Source organism: Dyadobacter sp. BE31, assembly GCF_031457695.1.
Classification (GTDB): Bacteria; Bacteroidota; Bacteroidia; order Cytophagales; family Spirosomataceae; genus Dyadobacter.
The window spans coordinates 986,275-1,005,580 of the sequence record NZ_JAVDXA010000002.1; the positions used below are offsets into that span (position 1 = coordinate 986,275).

A 19,306-nucleotide genomic window follows, 5' to 3' on the forward strand; every position below is an offset into this window, starting at 1 on the left:
TGCAAGCGGATTTAGGAATAGTAGCGTTATGCGTCGAAAAGCAGCGGGAAAAACTGCCCTTTTAATTTTTCTCCTTTTGGGATGATGGGCACACCGTCAAGCAGTGTGGCATTGGTATCGGATTGTGTGCCGTCGGCAAAGACATTGATCACAAATGCTCGTCGTGAGCGTTCCGAGCGGTTTTCATAGGATCCATGGACCATCAGAGGATGGTGAAATGTGCCGTGGCCACGCTTCATTTCGATCGGTATGGGCTTGAACTCCGCTTTCTGTTCCTCGGTCAGGTACTGCATCAGTCCTTCCATATCGCCGGCGAGTTCGGGCTTGTCGAGCAGGCCCCAGCGGTGGCTTTTAGGTACATAATAAAGGCATCCGTTCTCGACCAGCGAATCGTCAAGGCCCGTCCAGCAGGTTAGGTGCTGCATAGGCACTGAGCGCGTCCAGTAGGAATAATCCTGGTGCCATGCCACTACGCCGCCATGCCTTGCCGGTTTGCAGAAAAGCTGATCGTGCCAGAACCGCACGGCCTTGTCGCCCAGCAACTGGCTGGCGGCCATCACAAATGCCGGATTCCAGAGTACGTCATGGAATCCCTCCGTCACGCGCCACGCTCCCAGGGCGTGCAAGAGGACCGCATTAGGGTCGGCCGACTCGTTGGAATGGAATTCGTAATATAAATGATGGCTCGGGTTGGATGGGTCGGTAGCAGCGACCAGTTCTTCGTTCAATGCATCCACCTGCCAATCTTCCAGCAACTTGATGTTCGAGAGATAGCCGTTTTCGTGATAAAACGCTACCTGCTCATCGCTTAGCCGGTATTGTTCCCATTCTTCGCGACTGGTTGGCTGTTTGAACAGGTCGGATATCAATTCATGATAGGTGGAAAGATCCCGTGTTGCTACTTCCATGATTTTGTGTTCGGTGTTAGTTTTAGTGTTACAAATATGACGGATGTCATCTTCTAAGTGCATTGCTGATTTTGATTAATAACTAACTTATTTTGTATTAATATTGAAGTATTGATTTGTAATAGCTGCTAAATAAGGTACAAAATGTTTGTTTTCGAGCAATGAAAGCACAATTTGAAGCATTCCAGCCCCTGCCTGATTCCTCGTTCCGCATATTCGGGTATGAAGTGGCGGAGTTCGATGCGCCGTGGCACTACCATCCGGAATATGAGCTCACGGTCATTCTCAAAAGCGAGGGGATTCGCTATGTGGGCAACAGCATGGAGAGTTTCGAAGCGGGCGACCTGGTATTATTGGGCCCGAACTTGCCGCATTGCTGGAAAAACACGCCGGATAATGTCGGCACGGCCAGTTCGATCGTGGTGCAATGGCCGGGCGAGTTTATGGGGGCCGGATGGCTGGATGTGGAGGAGTTCAAATCGGTTAAGCGGCTGCTGCAAATGGCCGGACAAGGTATCCGTTTTGACCACGGGGTATCAGCGAGAGTAAAACCCATGCTGGCCGAAATGCTGGAAATGCAGCCATTTCCCCGACTGATCAAGTTTCTGGAAGTACTCGAACTCCTGGCGGCCGTGAAAAACATCCACTTCCTTTGTGAACAGGGATTTGCCTATCCGCTCAATTATGAGGACAACCAGCGCATTAATACCGTTTATAACTATATCCGGGAGCATTATTCCGAGCGCATTACGCTCGCGACGCTTTCGGGGCTCGTGTATATGAGCGAGGAGTCGTTTTCGCGGTTTTTCAGCCGGACCATGCAAAAGCCGCTGTTTACTTTCCTCAATGAGTACCGTATTAATATGGCTTCTAAAATGCTCATCGAAACCGATATGCAGGTGGCCGAGATCAGTTTTGCCTGCGGTTACGAGAGTCCGCCCTTCTTTTTCAGGCAATTCCGCAAATTCGGGGGTATGACTCCCGCCGCCTACCGCAAGCAATTCCGCAGCACCGAAGCCGAAGGATAATTGGTGATAGGAAAATGTGTTAAAAACTTTTTTGACCGAAAAAGAAGGCATATTTTCGGAGTATTAATCATCAAAACTCACACTGAATCATGGAAATAGCAAACTTGCTTTCAGACATCATCCTCATTGTCACCGGTGCCTGGATAGTCTTCCAACTAAGCCGTTTTTTATTCAGGTCGGTTCGCTTTCTTTACAATGCACTTTACGGGGATATTGTCCTGACTAACCCCAGAACAGGCAAATCGGTCACTTTGGGGCGGTATCACCGGAATGGCCTTTCTCAGGAAATTCAAGATATCCTCGACTAATGCCAGCACGGCCGAGAGCTCCGGAAACTTATTCGAAAAGTAAAGCCATTGCGACGATCACCACTGCTTTGAGCGCAGTGATATTCAGAGTCCCTGACGGTACCTGGAAAGAAATCCTACTTGTGACGGTCGGGCTACTGGCTTACTTTGTGTATCATAGTTTTGTAATTATCAAACGCCTGATTCTTCATGAAGTGATCCACTGGGTTTCATTAGCCTTAACTGAAAGAAAGGTAGAGAAGTATATCCGGCTACTGGAACTCGAATACCGTGACCCTGAAACTTCATCAGAAAGGCTGATAGAAATTAAAACTGAAATGAAACGATACAGGACTCAGCTGGCTCAGAAGCGGCTGGAAAGTCTGACTTGATGGCTCTTACCTCTCAACGTGCCTTCGCAAACGTCTTCAATAGCTTCGCATCAAACGTAACATCCACTGCCGGGCCACCGGACGCAGATTGGTCGAATTTCAGCGTGCCTGCGAGATGATCGGGGCTGTCGGCGGTCAGGGTGAGGAACTCATTCTGGGCGGTGCCTGAATATTGCACCAGCTGGTTGTTCAGGCTGATCCAGTAAAGCAGCCGCGGGGCGGCGTCGAGGTCGACCTGCAAGCCTTCCAGGTATTGATCCACACAATTCATCGCGCCGCACGACTTGATTTTGTCGTCCAAGGTGTTGGTGGTGAATAGCAAACGGCGGATTTTCTTGCCACTGTCGAAGCCGTCGGGCCCGGCGATGAAATAGGCCGACTTGATGCTCATATCAAAAGCTTTGCTGCCGGTTTTGTAAACCAGCTTACCTTTCCCAACGTCGGAGCGGGTACTGAAAGTGAATCCAAACAGTACGCAGCCTGCCAGCAGCAAATGGAAATGTGCGGTGCGAAAGCGGAAATGTGTTTTCATAGGAAGGGGTGTTTGAAGTTGATTAAAAGGTAGGAAAAAACTATGATTTTTTAGCTGTATTCCTATCCAGCGGGCGCGGAGTAATAGCCATTATTGGAGTATTCAGAGTAAATACTTGAAAAAAAGTGCTTAGGCGAGTAGTAAATTGAGGTGAAGTACCTGTAATCTGTATATCCATTTCCTAAATCAAAAAATCACGTACATGGAAAAAAAGAATACCGTCCAAGAGCAGCCTTCTTCTTCGCGGAGGGATTTCATTAAAGCGGCCGCGGGTACCGCCGCAGGCCTGATGATCGTCCCGCGCCACGTGCTGGGGAAAGGATACGTGGCCCCGAGCGACAAGCTGACTGTGGCAGGAGTAGGTGTCGGCGGAAAAGGTACGTCCGACATTGCCAATTTCTTCAAAAGCGGTAAGGCCAATATCGGCTACCTGTGCGATGTGGACGACAGACGTGCAGCCACCTCCGTTAAAAACTTCCCACAAGCCAAGTATTATAAAGACTGGCGGGAAATGTTTGAAAAAGAATCCAAAAATTTCGATGCTGTGTCGGTTTCCACGCCCGACCACACGCACGCGGTCGTAGCGATGGCGGCCATGCAGCTGGGCAAGCACGTGTATGTGCAGAAACCGATGACCCACGATATTTACGAGGCACGCATGCTCACCGAAGCAGCTGCCAAATACAAGGTAGTAACACAAATGGGCAACCAGGGCTCGTCCGGTGACGGTGTCCGTCAGTTGCACGAGTGGCACGACGCCGGCATTATCGGTAATGTGCATACGGTGTATATCTGGACCAACCGGCCGATCTGGCCGCAAGGTATTCCCTGGCCGACCGACAAGCCGGCGGTTCCGAAAGAACTCGACTGGAACCTGTGGCTCGGTACGGCGCCTTATAAAGACTACGTCGAGAACCTGATCCCCGGAAGCTGGCGCGGATGGTGGGATTACGGTACAGGCGCATTGGGTGACCTTGGCTGCCACCTCATGGAAGCACCATTCCGTATCCTCGATCTGAAATATGCGGTGGATATGCAAGCGAGCGTAGGAAGCGTGTTTACGGCATTTGGCAAACGCGGTATTTTCCCGGACAGCTGCCCGCCGTCGAGCCACGCAACGCTTACTTTCCCGAAAACCCCTAAAACGAAAGGGCAAGTGACGATGCACTGGATGGACGGCGGAATTAAGCCGGAGCGTCCCGAGGAACTTGGCGCGAACGAACTGTTCGGTGATGGTAACAGCGGGATCCTGTTCGTGGGTACCAAGGGCAAGATGATGGCCAGCGAATATGCCGCCAATCCGCGCTTGTTACCGCTTTCTCGTATGGAAGAAGTGAAAGTGAAACAAAAGTTCGCACGGGTGCCGGGGTCGGCGGAAGGCCACTACGCGCAGTGGGTAGAGGGCTGTATCGCGGGTTATGGCAAAATGGAGCTCAGCTCGCCGTTCGAAAAGGCAGGCCCACTGACGGAGGCGATCCTGATGGCGAACCTCGCGATCCGTGGCGCGGACATGCCTAAACCACGCGCAACTGGTAACGGTTACGACTACCCGGGCGCTAACCTGAAAATGCTTTGGGATTATAAAAACATGAAAGTTACCAACTTCGACGAGGTGAACCAGTGGGTGAAACGGACTTACCGCGAAGGATGGAGCCTGGGTGTTTAATGTAATGTAAAATTGATAAAAAAGCCCTTCTGTTTTCGCAGAAGGGCTTTTTTATGCTATTCGGAAAAGTTTTTTTGCGTTGGCATAAAGGATTTTTCGCTCGATTGCCTTGGAAGCGGCCAGTTTCCGTATTTCAGCGATGGTTTGTGCGCCCTGGCATTTTTCGCCGGAGCCGATATGATCGTCGCAATCGCTGCCGTAAAGCAACTTGTCCTGGTGGCGCGTCAGGAATTCACGGGCATGGTCTTCATCGCGGGTCATGGAAAGGAGGCCGGAGCCGGCAGACATGTCGCCGTACATGTTGGGATAGTCGCTTAGCAGCCGGTCGGTGAGGCCGCCGGGCGTGACTTTGGTTTTGGGATACAGAATACGCTGGTCGGTATGGTCTTTGTCGATATTGGCCCACCAGGTTTGTGCATGACCGATAAAATTCACTTTCGGGTATTTTTCGAGCATTTTAGGGAAGCGGTCGAAATTGTAGTTGAACATCTGGAATTGCCAATGCATCAGTACCGGTACCCGGTACTCTTCGGCGAGCTTGTAAATGCGCTGCATTTCCTTCGAATCACAATCCACCCCAAATTTCAATTCTCCAATCACGCGTCCCCCGAGTTTTAGATATTTTTCAATTTCCTGAACGGCGTCGGGCAAATCGGGGACTTCATTCGAACCAAAAACAAACTCGCCTGGGTATTTTTGGGCGATGCCGTAACAGGCTTCATTGCCTGCGCATTGTGCCTGCAAGCCATTGGTTTTGCCCTGATGCGTGGAGGTCCCAAACGCCGGTGTACCTGCCGGTAGCAGGATCGTGTGCGTAATGCCCATAGCACGCTGGTGCGCGACGAGCACGTCGTCGGGCCGTGCTGCATAATGCACGTGCTGGTGAATGTCGATGATCGGCTCCTCCGCGGATGCTACGGCGGCGCGCGCACCCAGGGTATTTCCGAGCAGCAGTGCTCCGGTACCGGCCAGAAACTCCCTTCGCGACAAATGGTTCGTGCTACACATGGTTTGGGTTTTAGTTGGATACCAAGGAGGGCCGGTTATGTTCCGGTAGCCTGTCCAGGCAGGGTTTGATGACTTGCATGGCATTTTCGGCCAGTATTTTCTTTTTGATTTCCAGCGGCAATGTCGAAAATACCAGCCACCCCAGCTGCTGCCGCGGATCACGCATAGGCAGGTCGGAGCCGTAGAGAATGCGGTTTTCACCCGCACCTGCCACGAGGTATTCGATCACACCCAGCGGAACGGGCGTCAGGGTGATTTCGGCGAATACATTCGGGTGCTTTCTCATGGCTGCAATCGCCATATCGGCCATTTTGTAGCTGCCGCCCGCATGCGCGATCACCCAACGGACGTCGGGGTATTTCTTCGCAAGCGTTTCCACTTCCAGTAAGTCGGAGCGCGAATTGTGGATCAGACCGTAAAATTTGTTTTGATTACCATATTCCCACCACACATCATACACCGGATCGTGGTATTCGAAGCCATAAAACTGGTAAGGTTTCATGCCGATGAACCGCTTGTCGGCATACACCTGTGCGATCATTTTGCGCAATTCTTCCTGTGTATAATGGCTGGGGTCAAAAGTAGCGAGGCCCCAGTAACCTTTCGGTGCAACGTCGAGCGCTTCGGCGGTACACGGATTTCCGGCAATGGCATTCTGGCTTACCACGCCATTCCAGCTCATAATGCCGCCGCCCTGGTAACCCAGCCGCTTAGCCATCGCGAAAATCCCTTTCGGTCCGCCGTTTTCCATGCGGTAGGTCCAGCCGCCGCCATTCAGGCCTTCGTGCAGCATATGCATGTGCATGTCTATCACGGGTACGGGCAGGGGCGAGCCCGCGCGTACTGCCTGCATGAGGATATCCTCGTTCTTGTTCTCGCGTAATGCGGGTTTAGAACTGATTTTTAACAGGCGCATAAGGTTCCCACCGGCTATTTTAGCCCGGTCAGTCTCGGGAATGGCCGAGTAATCGATATAAGTCCGGTGGGCGCCGGCGGACATAGTGGGACTGTTTGAGGCAAAAATCAGCTGGTCGACGTAGCCTGTACGGTGCAGGTATTCCAGGCCTTCGTTGATCTGGAAATTATCGAAACTGATATGCAGGTTCTTATATTGCTGCACCAGCGGAAGCACATACCGCTGCTCGTTCCAGACGGCGCCGGTGAGCAGCAGCGGCAAATAGGGGTGTCGGATCAGAAATTCCTCCACATCCTCCCAGGTACCAAGCTCGCTGGCGGTGGTGATGGTGAGTGTTTTTGTTTTACTCAAATGCGCAAACAAAGGTGTACAATGCCATGCTTTCCAGTCCCATGCATTGGTTTTGGGATGAATGCTCACTGCACTGACATGATGTTCGGACATCAACTTGCCCAGCTGGCCAGGTTCTGGGAACTCGCCCGTTTGATGCGGCATCACATTCCAGATCGGGAACAGGTGCGGATAAGGCTTAATTATCCGGTTCAGTTCCAGGTTAGAATACATCAGATCATAGTTAACCGACTGTGTGTAAGCTACCAGCGCCGCCGAGATGGAGCATTGATCCATGTCTTTCAAAAGATCGTCCAGCTTCCATTTTTCAGCCGGATGTTTATACTTCCGCGGACCAATGCGCGTAAAACCGTCAAAATAGAGCAGCCCATCCTTAACAACTTCCTGACTACCCCCGACCACTTCCTGACCATCCCTGACCACCTCTTGACTACTGCTGACCACCTCCTGACTACTGCTGACCACTTCCTGTCCCTCGATAACAAACCCCGGCAAAACCGTCGCCCCTGCGCCTAAAATGGCATTGGTTTTCAGGAAATCACGGCGGCTAAATGGCTGATGCGGCATATTTGAGATGGTTTAAACTTGTGGAGCCCAGTAAGTACAATGTCCTTCGGGATTGACCGGCCCGGTAAAAAGCAGGCAGCCGCCGCATTCTTTACCTTCTTTCGCCGGAACCCACAATTTGCAGTTGTCGCACTGGCTGTCGGGTAGGGGCGATTTGCTGGTGTAGCCCAGGGACTTCCGTTTCTGAACGTCGGTGGGATCTACGCCCGTGAGGTCGCTGCATGGGTCGGTTGCGGATGTGGCTTTGGAGACGGGCTGTTTTTTGGCGCCGGCGCATGCCATGAGCCACGCGGTACCGCCCGTGGTGCCCCAGGTAAGGCATTGGCGGAGAAAAAGTCTGCGGTTAGCAAGTGGGTTCATATCGTTCTGGTGAATGGCTGGGTGCAGGTGTCCTCAATGGATATTCAGTGCTTTTTTTAGCTCTGAGGCCTGCTTGCGCACGGCATCTGAGCTATGGTTTTCCAACTTTTGCAGATGTTTGGAGACCTGCTTTTCTGCCTCCTTTTTGTTGGTTGATTTTTTAATGCCCTTCGAAAGTCCCGTTAGTGCGGCCACTGCCCACTGCGGATCGGTGGAGGCGGCAGGGGAATTCAGCAGTTCAAGAATTGAAGCAATATCGTTCTTGCCGTTTCGTGCGCCCGCTATATAGCCGAAGTCTTCAATAAATTTGAGCTTTCCCGGCGCAGCAGCATTAAAAAAATGGCCACGGCTAGCCAGTAACTGCGCCATTTCAGGCGATGAGCTGTTTTCGGAACTGAGTACTGCCAACCGCCATGAAGCATTCTCCGATTGTTTTTCGGCTACATCGGCCAGAGCGGCCAGCGCCTCTTTTCCGCTGAATTGCCCTGTGCTCAACGCGGCCTGGTAAGCTACCTGAGGCGCAGGATCTGCTATCAGCCGGATCACTTCGGGCAAAAATGCGGGATACTTTTCGGCCAGGATCACAGCATGCTCGCGCACCCCCGCGTGAGGGTCACTTAGTGCCTTATGGACGATTCCTTCATTCAGCCCGTCGAGTGCTTCCAGGGTATAAATCGCGTGGAGGCGGGTTCGGGGATCTGCATGTCCGGTCAATTTGATTAAATCAGGGACGATCGATTTTTCTTGTTTTTCGACCAAATTGTTAGGCGGATTAGCCCTCCACGCATACTTTTCAACCAAAATCCGTTGCGCGTTCAGTCGCCACCATTGATTGGGATGTTCGAGCAAGGCTACGAGCTCCGCGGATGTTTTGGACCGCAAATCGGGTAGGGCAACCGGGCGCTTTTCACCCGCTTTCGGGAAAATGCGCCAAATGCGGCCATACTGCTCGCCATTGGCGAAATCCATATCTTTTTTGAGATCTTCGGGGATAGAAACGGGCGTTTCAATGTGCTGGCGGTACATATCAACGACGTAGAGGTAGCCGTCGGGGCCGGAGGTAAGATTAGCCGGGCGGAACCAAGGATCGGTGGAAGCCAGGAATTCACGGTCTTTTTCGTGCGCATCACGACTCGCTGTGAATGCCGGTGAACCATTAACGGGGATGAGCAGATCACGGTGAATAAGGTTCCCGGCGACTTCGCCCGTAAACACAGATCCCTGGAATGCCTTGGGAAAGCCATCTCCGCCGTAAAAAGTACCACCGGACGCACCCGTAAAATGGCCGCGGGCATATTCGGTAAACCCGGTTTTCAGCGAATCGTACTTTGCTTGCCGGCGATCCGAGCGCTGCTGGCGCCAGTAGGGTGTGGCCGATTTCTGAAACATTTCCAATTCATGATCCGAGATATTGATGTCGCTGCGGAACGACGGCAGGTAATTGTGCCGGTGCAGGTAGCGCCATGCGATCGGCGACTGCTGAATGTGCAATGTGTTCTGAGTATAAAAGCGGTGGCCCCATTCATCCATCGCGAGCCCGAACTGCCCATTGCCCGACTCGACTTCGAACAGTTTTTTATCCAGCCTGAACCTGAAATTACCTCCGGCAACATTCAGCGGCGGCATGTCAGGCCGGAGCGGGGAGGTGATCATTCCGGCTTGCCCGCTATTGTTGGCGTAAATCCAGTTATCGACGCCGTACCGCATGCTGGTGATCTGTGCTTCGGAGTTTTTGGCAAAAAAACCGGTAAAGAGCACCTCGCGGGTATCCGCTTTGAAATCACCATTGGTATCGCGCAGAAGCAGAATGTCGGGTGCGGCGCAAACGATCAGGCCGTCTTTGTAGGGCAAAACGCTGGTGGCGCTGGGCAGGCCGTCGGCAAAAACATAGGATTGATCGATCTTACCATCGGCATTGGTATCTTTCAGCAGGCGGATACGCCCTTTGAAATGCCCCGGCTGGGCGTCGTAGGGGTAATCGCCCATTTCTACGACAAATGCATTGCCCGCCGCATCAAAAACAAGGTCGACGGGCGACAGCACTTCCGGCTCGGTCACGAACGGTTCGATACTGAATTCCTCGCGGAGCTGGAACGTCCTCGCCGACTCGGCCGGCGAGAGGGCCTCGGTATACCGTTTCTGGGCTATGGTGTGAAAAGAAAGCAGTGTCAGAGCGGATACTGCCAATGTTTTCAGCTGCGTCATTGCATGATAAGGGTTAGGGAAAACTGGTTCGTGTACGTGCCCGAAAGTTCATCAAGATAGAAAGTGATTCGGCGACAAACAAATCTATCAAATATCTGTTTAGGAAAAGAACATTTTGTGATAAAAAAGTTTACAAAAATTAAATACTTTGGTTTACAAAAAATTATTACAATTTTAACTGAAAATTTCTGGCAAAGGCAGGTACTGTACGCACATAAGCCGATTGAAGCGTTTCTCGGACTCACTAGCATTAAAATAACCTCTTTCAGTGAAAACATTCTGTCAACGAAAAGTATTGAGCATGGTTGCTGGATGGTGGAATCCACAGCGTGTGATCAGTCTATGGATATCCGCTTTGCCGTTACAATTGCTGGGGCAGGGGACGGTGAATCCTCCCCGCGATGGCCTGGTAATTCCGCCGTTTGTACCTGTTGCCGAACGTATGCCGCAGTTTCCGCTAAAAACGGCCAGGATGATTTACAGGGAAGCGGACATTATGAAGGCTCGCATGAATGTGCTGCATTATAAAGAGGCTCAGCAAGTTCGCGACAAGATATTGAAAGCCGCCGATCGATGGCTGGCCCGGCCCGATTCGGCCATTATCGCGCTTATGCCCGATGCCCGCGTCCCCCGCGCATTCGACCTCAACCCGAAAGGAAGCCCGGTACATGGCGATACGGTTTTCAAAGTCGGCGGCTTTTACCCGTGGATCGTCGACCCGGACCATCCATTGCAAGTGAAATCGCCAATCGACGGGCAGGTTTTTCCCTCAAATGATTATCTGGCTTACTATCGAAGCGGTTTCAAAGACAAAACAGGGCTTGACAGGACATATGCCGACGACGGCTGGGGCTGGATCGCGCCGGATGGCGAGCGGTACTGGTTTGTGGCCTACGCCAATCAATGGATGTGGAAAGGGCATATCGAGCCGGCATTTGCGGACCTCGCGCATGCGTACCTGCTCACGGGCGACAAGCGCTACGCGCACAAGGCGGCCGTGATGCTGCACCGCCTCGGAGAAGTATATCCGTCGATGGACCATGCCAACCAATCGCGATACGGGCTGATGGAGAAAATGAAAGGGCATACCTATAATGGTAAAATCCTGAACCTGATCTGGGAGACGAGCCTCATTCAGAACGCCGCTGAGGCTTATGATGCGGTTTGGGACAGCATCGACGGCGACGCCGACCTGCAAAAGGCGACGGGAAAAACCGGCAGGCAAATACGCGCATTCATCGAAGCGAACGTGCTGGAAGACGCCGTAGATGCCTACATGCAGCGGAAAATCCAGGGTAACTACGGCATGCACCAAATCGCCCTGCTGTACATACTGCTGGCAAGGCAAAACATGGGCACCGAAAAGTACCTCCGCATGCTGGTGGAGGAGCCGGGCGAAAGCCGTGTGCAATCGGGACTGCGGTATGCATTGTATAACATGATCTTCCGTGACGGTCAGCCGCTCGAATCGCCGGACTATAATTTGCTCACCGTTCAGAAGATCACCGGGTTTGCCGACATGCTGCGCACCGGCGGTACCGATCTTTTTGCCGAACCGCGGCTGCGGGCACTGATCAACAGTCCGCTCGAAATGGTGGCGATTGGGAAGATTACCCCCGGCATTGGGGACAGCGGCTCGGTGCTGGGAACATTGGTAGGGCAGGACGCCGACGTGTATCAAGTAGGTTACGGCACCTATCGCGACCCGCGTTACCTTACCTGGCTGGCGGCCGTCGGGAAAGTCGGTGCACAGTCGTTTTCCACGTTCGAGTCGCTTTTCCGTGATGTGCTGCCGGAGGTACAGCCCTTACCAGCCGGCAGGGCATTGGGGAGGCGGCCGTCGCATTTACTGGCGGGTTATGGCATGGGAATGCTCAACAACCGCGCTGATGCCGTGGCGCTGACGTTCAATTACGGTTTCAAAGGCACACATTACCATTGGGATTTCCTGAATTTCGAGCTTTTTACAAACGGGCAGAAAATGATGCCCGACTTGGGTTACCCCGATGCGATGAATGAATATGTGAAGGAAGTGTACACGTGGTCGTTCAATACGGTGGCGCATAATACCGTGGTGGTGGACGCCCAGCGGCAGGCGAATAATGTGCCCGGCAAGCTGCACGATTTCGCCGACGGAGCGTTTGCACGGTCGATGGACGCTTCATCGGCCACTTATCCGCAAACGACAACCTATCGCCGGAATATGATCATGGTCGATGTCGATACCGCGCAAAGCTACGTAGTCGATTTTTTCAGGGTAGCGGGTGGTCGGCAGCACGATTACGCATTGCACGGCCCTCCGGGTAAGCTGGTAGCGGAGGGGAACTGGCAGGAAAGGCAACCCGGCACGCTTGCTGGCGAGGAGGTAGCGTTCGGAGAGGTTTATGATGATGCCAAGATGGGAGCGAGGGGCTATCAGGGCAGTTATTGGAATTACAAAGGGTCTGGTTATCAATACCTTTTCAATGTTCAGAAATTGAATGGAGATAGAACAGCGCTGATGTACAGCCACATTTCGGATGAAAATGCGAAGCTTAAAATCCATATTCTGCCGCAGGCAGGCCAGGAAATCAGGATGGCGGATGCCTGGAACAAGCCGAGGGCTAAGAACTACCTTTTGAAATACGTCATTACCAGGCGCAAGTCGGCGGGCGACGAGCCTTTGAAAAGTACCTTCATTGGCGTGATGGAGCCGTTCGCGGGGAATATGCCGCTGATTAAGGCATTGCGTAAACTGCCTGTAAAACATGGAGCAGCTGTGGAAGTGAAGCGGCAGAATGGGACAGACGTAGTAATCAGCGATACGACCAGCAAGGTCAAAAGCACCGCGGGGGTCGAGACTGATGCGCATGTGGCGGTGGTCCGTTTTGATGCGAATGGTGCGCCGGAACGCGTGTTTTTCAGCGATGGCGGTTATCTGAAAGTCAAAGGAAAAATGTTCAGGGCTAATGCGGTTACCGGCATCGTAACGGCTTTGGATGTGAGAAGCCGCCGGATATCCATTGCTATGGAAGGCGGGACGACTGGACACATCGAACCGGGCAGGATCGCGCATTTTACGAATGCGCTTCGCGAAACCGAGCATCCCATTCAATCCGCTACCATCGCCGGGAATGTGCTGACCCTCGAAACAACAGATGATCTGCTGGTCGGCAAAGTGCATACGGTACGGAATTCGGCTGATTCGCTGGTCACCGACACCAATCTTCCCTTCGCGCCCCTGTACGTGGGAGCAACCATGTTGAACGACCGGTTGGAACCGATCGGCATACTCCAAACGGCCTCCGGTAATGCATTGAAACCGGCAGGTAAGTCAGGGCATGTGCCGTCGGATGGTTCGGACGTCTGGATCTCGAATATTGGTGTCGGTGACCGGGTGCAGATCAAAGCCCGGTTCGAGTGGAAACGTTAAGATTTTGTTAAGAGCCGGGCAGCGTTGCGGATCATTCTGTATTATTAGCAGTATATCATGATATTGTTTGATTTTTTGGTAGTATTTCAAGTAAAAAAATCAGTATATCGTGGTAATGTTCCCAAACCACCGATCTCCATTGAAAGAAGCAAATGCTGATATGCTCTTGTGGAGCGCCTTCCAAAATGGCGACAGGGACGCTTTTGCCTCTATTTACCAGAAATACATTGACGAACTGCTGAGCTACGGCTACCGGGTCACTTCCGACCGGCAACTGATACGCGATAGCGTGCAGGATCTTTTTCTGCACATTTGGGTGCGCCGCGGCAGCCTGGCTACGACCGATTCCATCAAATTCTACCTCTTCCGCTCGCTACGCAACCGCATTATCCGCAACCTCGAAAAGCATCCCGAACGCCTGCATGCCGATATCGGGCTGGTGGTGGAGGTAGCCGAGGAAAGTAATGCATTCGAAACGGCCATTTTCGGGCATGATGGTCCTTCTGATAGTTATGAGAAACTGGCTGAGGCTGTAAACCGCCTTTCACCAAGGCAGCGTGAGGCTGTTCAGCTGCGGTATTTGCACGGTTTTTCATTGGAAGAAATTGCCGAAATGATGCAAATGAACAACCAATCGGTACGAAACCTGCTGCACCGGGCCATTACCCAGCTCCGGCTTTTGTTTGAAACAGCGGGCGGTTTGCTCGTTTTTCTTTCCACCTTACAAAATTTTTCCGGTCGCTGAGTACAAACCTGCATTCACCCGATTTAGGGGTTTGAAAGGTTTTGACCATGACAGAGAAATACCAGACCTACACATTAGCGGATTTTATCCAGGACGACGCCTTCATTCAATGGGCCAAGTCGCCGGATGCGGCCGGAGATGCCTTTTGGGAGCAGATCGCAGCATTATATCCCCACCAGAAGGACGTTATCACACAGGCGCGGCAAACCGTCCTGAATCTCGCCGAGCTCTCACGCCCTGCGTTCGATGAGGACGAAGCGGGTTTGATTTGGGCACAAATAAGCGGACAAATGGACGACGCGCCGGTTTCGGAACCGGTGTTCAGGCTCGGTTGGCTGCGCTATGCGGCGGCTGCCGTGGTGGTGTTGCTGACGGCCTGGGGTATACGGCATTGGTACCGTGAACCGCAAACGCTGTACGCACAACGCACCGAACAGCTGGAAAATCTGCACGAGGAAATCAATGAAACAGGGAAAGAGAAAACTGTCCAACTGCCCGACGGCAGCCGGGTAACCCTCGCGCAGGGTAGCCGCATGAGTTTTTTCGAAAGCATGGACGGGAGCAAGCGGGAAGTATACCTTGCGGGGGAGGCGTTTTTTGATGTAAAAAGAAATCCTTCCAAACCATTTTTTGTGTACGCCGGCGAACTGACTACCCGCGTGCTGGGTACGAGCTTCACGGTGCGGTCGTTCGAAAAGGAAAACGTCGCGTCTGTGCAGGTACGCACGGGTAGCGTGTCAGTGGAAGCGCGTGCGCCGCGCAAGACGCAATCGGTGGTGCTCGCCCCGAACCAGCAGGTGTCGTTTTTCCGAAAAGAGGAGCGGCTGAGCATGGGACTCGTGAAAGCGCCGCAACCGGTGATTGCGCAGGCCGACCTGGCCAGGTTTACGTTCAACAATGCGCCGGTAAGCACCATTTTCGACTCGCTCGGCAAGGCCTACGGAATCGAAATCGTGTATGATAAAGAGGCGGTGGCCGCTTGCAGGCTCACGTCGTCGGTGCAGGAAGAATCGCTGTTTGAAATACTTGGGGTGATTTGCGAAGCCATCGAAGCCGACTACCAGGTTACCGGCGCGAAGATCCGCATTTCCGATCCGCATTGTAATTGACCTAACCCTAAACCCCCAACCACCGCCCGCCTATGACCGAATAGCCGTCTATTACCCACAAAAAAGCCGGCAACGGTTCCAGCGTTACCGGCTCAGGCTCCTTACCGAATGTACTGTGAACATCCGACCCTCTCGGGATGCAAGGAGTGTTGTTGTCTCTTTTCAAAACAAGAACCGGTTTAAACGTAATGAAAAAAAAGCTATTTAACTATCAAATACTCCACCGACTGATGCGCTTTTCCTTCATGCAGCTCTGTATTGCAGTGAGTATTGCAACCGTTTCGATAGCGGGAAAGGTAGGCGCCCAGGACCTGCTGAGCCGTCGTATCAGCCTTAGCGTGCAGAACCAGAGCGTGGTGCAGATCCTGTCGACCATCGAGAAACAGGCCCAGGTTCGGTTTACCTACCGGCCCGAGCTGATAACCGAAACTCGCAAGTACTCCTTCGAGGTGACCGAAGAAAAACTGGCCAAGGTTTTAGACGAAATCCTCGATCCGATGCGCCTGAAATACAAGGTAATGGGCAGGCAAATCGTGCTGACGCCCGTAAAAAGCAATGGCGATTCGTCAATGAACGGGGAAACGCTGCCGGAGCTCCGCGCTACGCCCATGCGGACAATTACGGGTAAAGTAACCTCCTCGAAAGACGGCGCGCCGCTTCCCGGGGTGAACATTCTCATCAAAGGCACGCAAACGGGTACTTCGACGGACGTTGCGGGTAACTTTTCCATTGACGTTACCGGGCAGGGGGCCGTGCTGATCTTTTCCTACATTGGTTTCAACAGCCAGAGCGTGGAAGTGGGGAGTCATTCGGTGCTGAATGTAAGCTTGCAGGAAAGTGTGGAAACGCTGAAAGAAGCCGTGGTGACTGCGATGGGCATTACCCGCGACAAACGTTCACTCGGCTATTCGGTAGGAAATGTGCAGGCTGAGGCGCTGACGCAAACGCCGCAGAATAACGTCCTGAATGCATTATCGGGCAAAGTGGCTGGTGTGCAGATCTCGCAGATGGACGGAACTGCCGGCTCGACGGTGAACGTGATCATCCGCGGGGCCAATTCGCTGAACAACGACAACCAGCCGCTGTTTGTGATTGACGGCGTGCCGGTAGCCAACAAGCTGGACAACAGCTTCGCCGGTGCCGACATGGGTAATGCGATTTCAGACATCAACCCGAACGATATTGCCAATATTTCGGTGCTGAAAGGCCCCAGCGCGGCCGCATTGTACGGCTCGCGGGCAGGTAACGGCGTAATCCTGATCACGACCAAATCGGGCCGGGGCGGGAAAAAGGGCCTGGGCGTTTCGCTGAACACGGCGATGGTGCTCGAAGTGCCGCTGCGTTATGTGCCGGTACAGAACAAGTTCGGGTCGGGTAAAAGCGGCGCGCATATTCTGGAAGAGCAGGAGAATGAGAGCTGGGGGCCACGCCTCGATGCGGGCGAACAATGGGTGCAATGGAACAGCAACGGCCAGAAGGTGCCGCTGGTTTCCCATCCCAACCGCTTCAAGGATTTTTTCCAGACAGGTACTACCAATACCAATAACGTGTCGGTCAACGGCAATTATGACAAAGGCAATTTCCGCTTGTCGGTTGGTAATATGAAAAACAAGGGCATCGTGCCCAATACTGACCTTTCGCGGCTCACTTTGGCATTGAACACGACCTATAACATCACCGATAAACTGCGCGCACAGGCCAATTTCAACGTTTCCGAATCGGGGTCCGACAATCGTCCGCTCATCGATGCCAGCCGCAACTCGCCGGTGCGGAGCATTTATGAAATGGGTGCGCAGGTGAACATCCTCGATTTAAAGGATTACTGGATGCCGGGGCAGGAGGGAATGCAGCAGCGCGTGTATAAAACCAAGCAGAATAACCCGTATTTCATTGCGTACGAAAACCCGACGGGCTTCAAACGCAACCGCACCGTCAGCAAGCTGCAACTCGACTATGACATTACCAGCGAATTCTCCCTCATGGGACGCTTCTCGCGCGATGCGTATGAGGAAAAATTGGAGGCCAAAAAGGCTTACAGCAATTACGAGGCTGTAAAAGGCGGTTATGAGGTTGAGATGAATGATCGAAAGGAAACGAACCTCGATTTCATCGCGAGCTGGAAGAAGAATTTCAACGAAACATGGAGCCTGAATATCCTCGCAGGCGCCAACCGGCTCGAACAGCGTTCGAATTTTATCAATAATGCTACAACCGAACTCGTTTCGCCGGGCTTGTACACGATTGCCAACGGGGCGCCGGGGACTATTACCTACAATAGCCAATGGACGCACAAGCTGCTCTACGGCGTGTATTCTTCTGCTTCAATCGGTTTTAAAAACTACGCATTCCTGGATCTGACGGCCCGCAACGACTGGTCGAGTACGCTGCCGAAGGATAATCGCTCGTATTTCTATCCTTCCGCTTCGTTGAGCGTGATCCTATCGGATGTTTTTACATTACCTTCCTGGATTTCGCTCGCCAAGTTCCGCGCGGGATCGGCACAGGTGGGTAACGATGTGGCGCCTTACAGCCTCCGCCAGACGTACCTCGCCGATACCGACTGGGGCCCGACCAAGCGCATGTACCAGAACGATATTTTGAAAAACAATAACCTGAAACCGGAAATATCGAGCGCCAACGAGATCGGTCTGGATTTGAAATTCCTCAAAAACAGGCTGGGCGTCGAGGGTACGTACTATGTTCGGAATAACAAAAATCAGGTGCTTACGATCGGTATTCCCATCGAATCGGGTTCGAGCAGCAAGCTGATCAACGCAGGGCTTGTACAGAGCCGCGGGTTTGAACTCGGCATTAATGCAACGCCGGTGGAGGGCCGTAATTTCAGCTGGGACGTGAATGTGTCGTTCACGCGCAACCGCACGCGCATTAAGCGTCTGGCTGAGGGGATTACCTACTTTTCGTTCAACTCGTACAGCGGCGCGGAGGTGCGCACGTACGTGGGCGGCGATGTGGGCGACATTTACCAGCAACCCATGCTGAAAGTGACTGACCGGAACTCGCCCTACTACGGCTACCCGATCCTGACCAGCGGCGGCTTGTACCAAACCGACACCGATATTAACCATATCCAGAAGATCGGCAACTACAACCACGATTTCCTCATGGGCGTGCAGCAGACCTTCCGCTACAAGAATTTCAGCCTTTTCGCAAATATCGACTGGCGCCAGGGGGGCTCGTTCTATTCCAATACCATGATGTTTCTAGGCAACAACGGCCAGCTCGAAGAGTCGCTTTCGGGGGTGCCTTACGACAGAAACACGCCGATAGACCAGCAGATCAAAGCCAACCCCGAGGCATTTCTGGGTAAATGGGTAGGAGGGCGCAATGCTGAATATGGCGGTTTCGACGCGTGGACCGGTACCAAAAAAGATACCCGCGTGCAGGATGCCAGCTTTAACGTGGGCGTGCGAACTGCCAAAGACGCAGAGGGTAAGACCACCTACATTGAAAACCTCGGCGGCACCAACACCGTTTGGCTCGACCCTTTCAACGCCTACCGCTATTCGACGCGCCCTTTTCCGAGCGAGAATATGTACAGCGCTACCTACGTGAAGCTGCGAGAGGTGGCTGTTACCTACCATTTGCCCAAAGGCCTGACCGACAAGCTGAAATTGCAGAATGCATCGGTATCCATTGTGGGTAATAACCTGTTCGAATGGACTGCTGCGGGCGTGAGCATCGATCCCGAGCGGGCATTCCGGCAGGATGGCTCGGCCTGGATGCAGGGTGTCGAGTACTATAATGTAATGCCGTGGACCGGCTCGGTGGGTTTGAAGCTGAATGTAGATTTCTAAACGAT

Annotated in this window: 14 protein-coding genes; 8 read left to right on the top strand and 6 right to left on the bottom strand. The window is 52.8% G+C overall.

The features are described 5' to 3' along the window. Positions 1-26 precede the first annotated feature (26 nt). Positions 27-908 (bottom strand): phytanoyl-CoA dioxygenase family protein, encoded by an 882-nt coding sequence (locus J2Y43_RS12685; protein ID WP_309983026.1) that lies wholly within the window; start codon positions 906-908, stop codon positions 27-29. Positions 909-1,069: 161 nt separating this feature from the next. Here J2Y43_RS12685 and J2Y43_RS12690 point away from each other — a divergent pair, with 161 nt between their 5' ends. The 3 genes from J2Y43_RS12690 (at position 1,070) to J2Y43_RS12700 (ending at position 2,615) form a co-directional block, all read left to right on the top strand. Beyond that, positions 1,070-1,936, top strand: coding sequence for an AraC family transcriptional regulator (locus J2Y43_RS12690; protein ID WP_309983028.1), 867 nt, complete (start codon positions 1,070-1,072; stop codon positions 1,934-1,936). Between the two features lie 89 nt (positions 1,937-2,025). Further along, entirely contained in the window at positions 2,026-2,244 is a 219-nt protein-coding gene (locus J2Y43_RS12695; RefSeq protein ID WP_309983030.1) for a hypothetical protein, read from the top strand. Continuing rightward, positions 2,244-2,615: a hypothetical protein gene (locus J2Y43_RS12700; protein ID WP_309983032.1), complete on the top strand. Its 372-nt coding sequence runs from the start codon at positions 2,244-2,246 to the stop codon at positions 2,613-2,615. Before J2Y43_RS12695 ends, J2Y43_RS12700 begins: the two co-directional genes overlap by 1 nt. A gap of 13 nt (positions 2,616-2,628) precedes the next feature. Here J2Y43_RS12700 and J2Y43_RS12705 read toward each other — a convergent pair whose 3' ends face one another. Next, entirely contained in the window at positions 2,629-3,147 is a 519-nt protein-coding gene (locus J2Y43_RS12705; protein ID WP_309983034.1) for a hypothetical protein, read from the bottom strand. Positions 3,148-3,349: 202 nt separating this feature from the next. Between J2Y43_RS12705 and J2Y43_RS12710 the strand changes: the two genes are divergently transcribed. Continuing rightward, positions 3,350-4,813 carry a Gfo/Idh/MocA family oxidoreductase gene (locus tag J2Y43_RS12710; protein ID WP_309983037.1) on the top strand — a complete coding sequence of 488 codons (1,464 nt, stop codon included), beginning with the start codon at positions 3,350-3,352 and terminating at the stop codon, positions 4,811-4,813. 51 nt (positions 4,814-4,864) lie between these two features. Here the strand turns inward: J2Y43_RS12710 and J2Y43_RS12715 are convergent, their stop codons facing one another. Genes J2Y43_RS12715 through J2Y43_RS12730 form a run of 4 tightly spaced genes read right to left on the bottom strand, consistent with a single transcriptional unit; the run spans position 4,865 to position 10,220 of the window. Continuing rightward, a complete protein-coding gene (locus J2Y43_RS12715; RefSeq protein WP_309983039.1) occupies positions 4,865-5,821 on the bottom strand; it encodes an amidohydrolase family protein in 957 nt (318 codons plus the stop codon). Positions 5,822-5,831: 10 nt separating this feature from the next. After that, entirely contained in the window at positions 5,832-7,655 is a 1,824-nt protein-coding gene (locus tag J2Y43_RS12720; protein ID WP_309983040.1) for an amidohydrolase family protein, read from the bottom strand. A gap of 12 nt (positions 7,656-7,667) precedes the next feature. Further along, positions 7,668-8,015 carry a high-potential iron-sulfur protein gene (locus J2Y43_RS12725; protein ID WP_309983042.1) on the bottom strand — a complete coding sequence of 116 codons (348 nt, stop codon included), beginning with the start codon at positions 8,013-8,015 and terminating at the stop codon, positions 7,668-7,670. 33 nt (positions 8,016-8,048) lie between these two features. Next, entirely contained in the window at positions 8,049-10,220 is a 2,172-nt protein-coding gene (locus tag J2Y43_RS12730; protein ID WP_309983044.1) for a PVC-type heme-binding CxxCH protein, read from the bottom strand. Between the two features lie 268 nt (positions 10,221-10,488). Here J2Y43_RS12730 and J2Y43_RS12735 point away from each other — a divergent pair, with 268 nt between their 5' ends. The 4 genes from J2Y43_RS12735 to J2Y43_RS12750 all read left to right on the top strand — a co-directional run bounded on the left by J2Y43_RS12735 (position 10,489) and on the right by J2Y43_RS12750 (position 19,301). Continuing rightward, positions 10,489-13,632 carry a heparinase II/III family protein gene (locus J2Y43_RS12735; protein WP_309983046.1) on the top strand — a complete coding sequence of 1,048 codons (3,144 nt, stop codon included), beginning with the start codon at positions 10,489-10,491 and terminating at the stop codon, positions 13,630-13,632. Positions 13,633-13,771: 139 nt separating this feature from the next. Next, positions 13,772-14,377 carry an RNA polymerase sigma factor gene (locus J2Y43_RS12740; protein WP_309983048.1) on the top strand — a complete coding sequence of 202 codons (606 nt, stop codon included), beginning with the start codon at positions 13,772-13,774 and terminating at the stop codon, positions 14,375-14,377. A 47-nt stretch (positions 14,378-14,424) separates the two neighbouring features. Next, positions 14,425-15,486: a FecR domain-containing protein gene (locus J2Y43_RS12745; protein WP_309983050.1), complete on the top strand. Its 1,062-nt coding sequence runs from the start codon at positions 14,425-14,427 to the stop codon at positions 15,484-15,486. 188 nt (positions 15,487-15,674) lie between these two features. Continuing rightward, complete coding sequence (locus J2Y43_RS12750) at positions 15,675-19,301, top strand: SusC/RagA family TonB-linked outer membrane protein (protein ID WP_310226513.1); 3,627 nt, start codon at positions 15,675-15,677, stop codon at positions 19,299-19,301. Positions 19,302-19,306: the final 5 nt, after the last annotated feature.

Coding starts and splice junctions, on each gene's coding strand:
- J2Y43_RS12750 (WP_310226513.1), top strand. CDS start 15,675: ATGAAAAAAAAGCTATTTAACTATCAAATACTCCACCGACTGATGCGC.
- J2Y43_RS12710 (WP_309983037.1), top strand. CDS start 3,350: ATGGAAAAAAAGAATACCGTCCAAGAGCAGCCTTCTTCTTCGCGGAGG.
- J2Y43_RS12715 (WP_309983039.1), bottom strand. CDS start 5,821: ATGTGTAGCACGAACCATTTGTCGCGAAGGGAGTTTCTGGCCGGTACC.
- J2Y43_RS12745 (WP_309983050.1), top strand. CDS start 14,425: ATGACAGAGAAATACCAGACCTACACATTAGCGGATTTTATCCAGGAC.
- J2Y43_RS12690 (WP_309983028.1), top strand. CDS start 1,070: ATGAAAGCACAATTTGAAGCATTCCAGCCCCTGCCTGATTCCTCGTTC.
- J2Y43_RS12705 (WP_309983034.1), bottom strand. CDS start 3,147: ATGAAAACACATTTCCGCTTTCGCACCGCACATTTCCATTTGCTGCTG.
- J2Y43_RS12730 (WP_309983044.1), bottom strand. CDS start 10,220: ATGACGCAGCTGAAAACATTGGCAGTATCCGCTCTGACACTGCTTTCT.
- J2Y43_RS12725 (WP_309983042.1), bottom strand. CDS start 8,015: ATGAACCCACTTGCTAACCGCAGACTTTTTCTCCGCCAATGCCTTACC.
- J2Y43_RS12695 (WP_309983030.1), top strand. CDS start 2,026: ATGGAAATAGCAAACTTGCTTTCAGACATCATCCTCATTGTCACCGGT.
- J2Y43_RS12685 (WP_309983026.1), bottom strand. CDS start 908: ATGGAAGTAGCAACACGGGATCTTTCCACCTATCATGAATTGATATCC.
- J2Y43_RS12700 (WP_309983032.1), top strand. CDS start 2,244: ATGCCAGCACGGCCGAGAGCTCCGGAAACTTATTCGAAAAGTAAAGCC.
- J2Y43_RS12720 (WP_309983040.1), bottom strand. CDS start 7,655: ATGCCGCATCAGCCATTTAGCCGCCGTGATTTCCTGAAAACCAATGCC.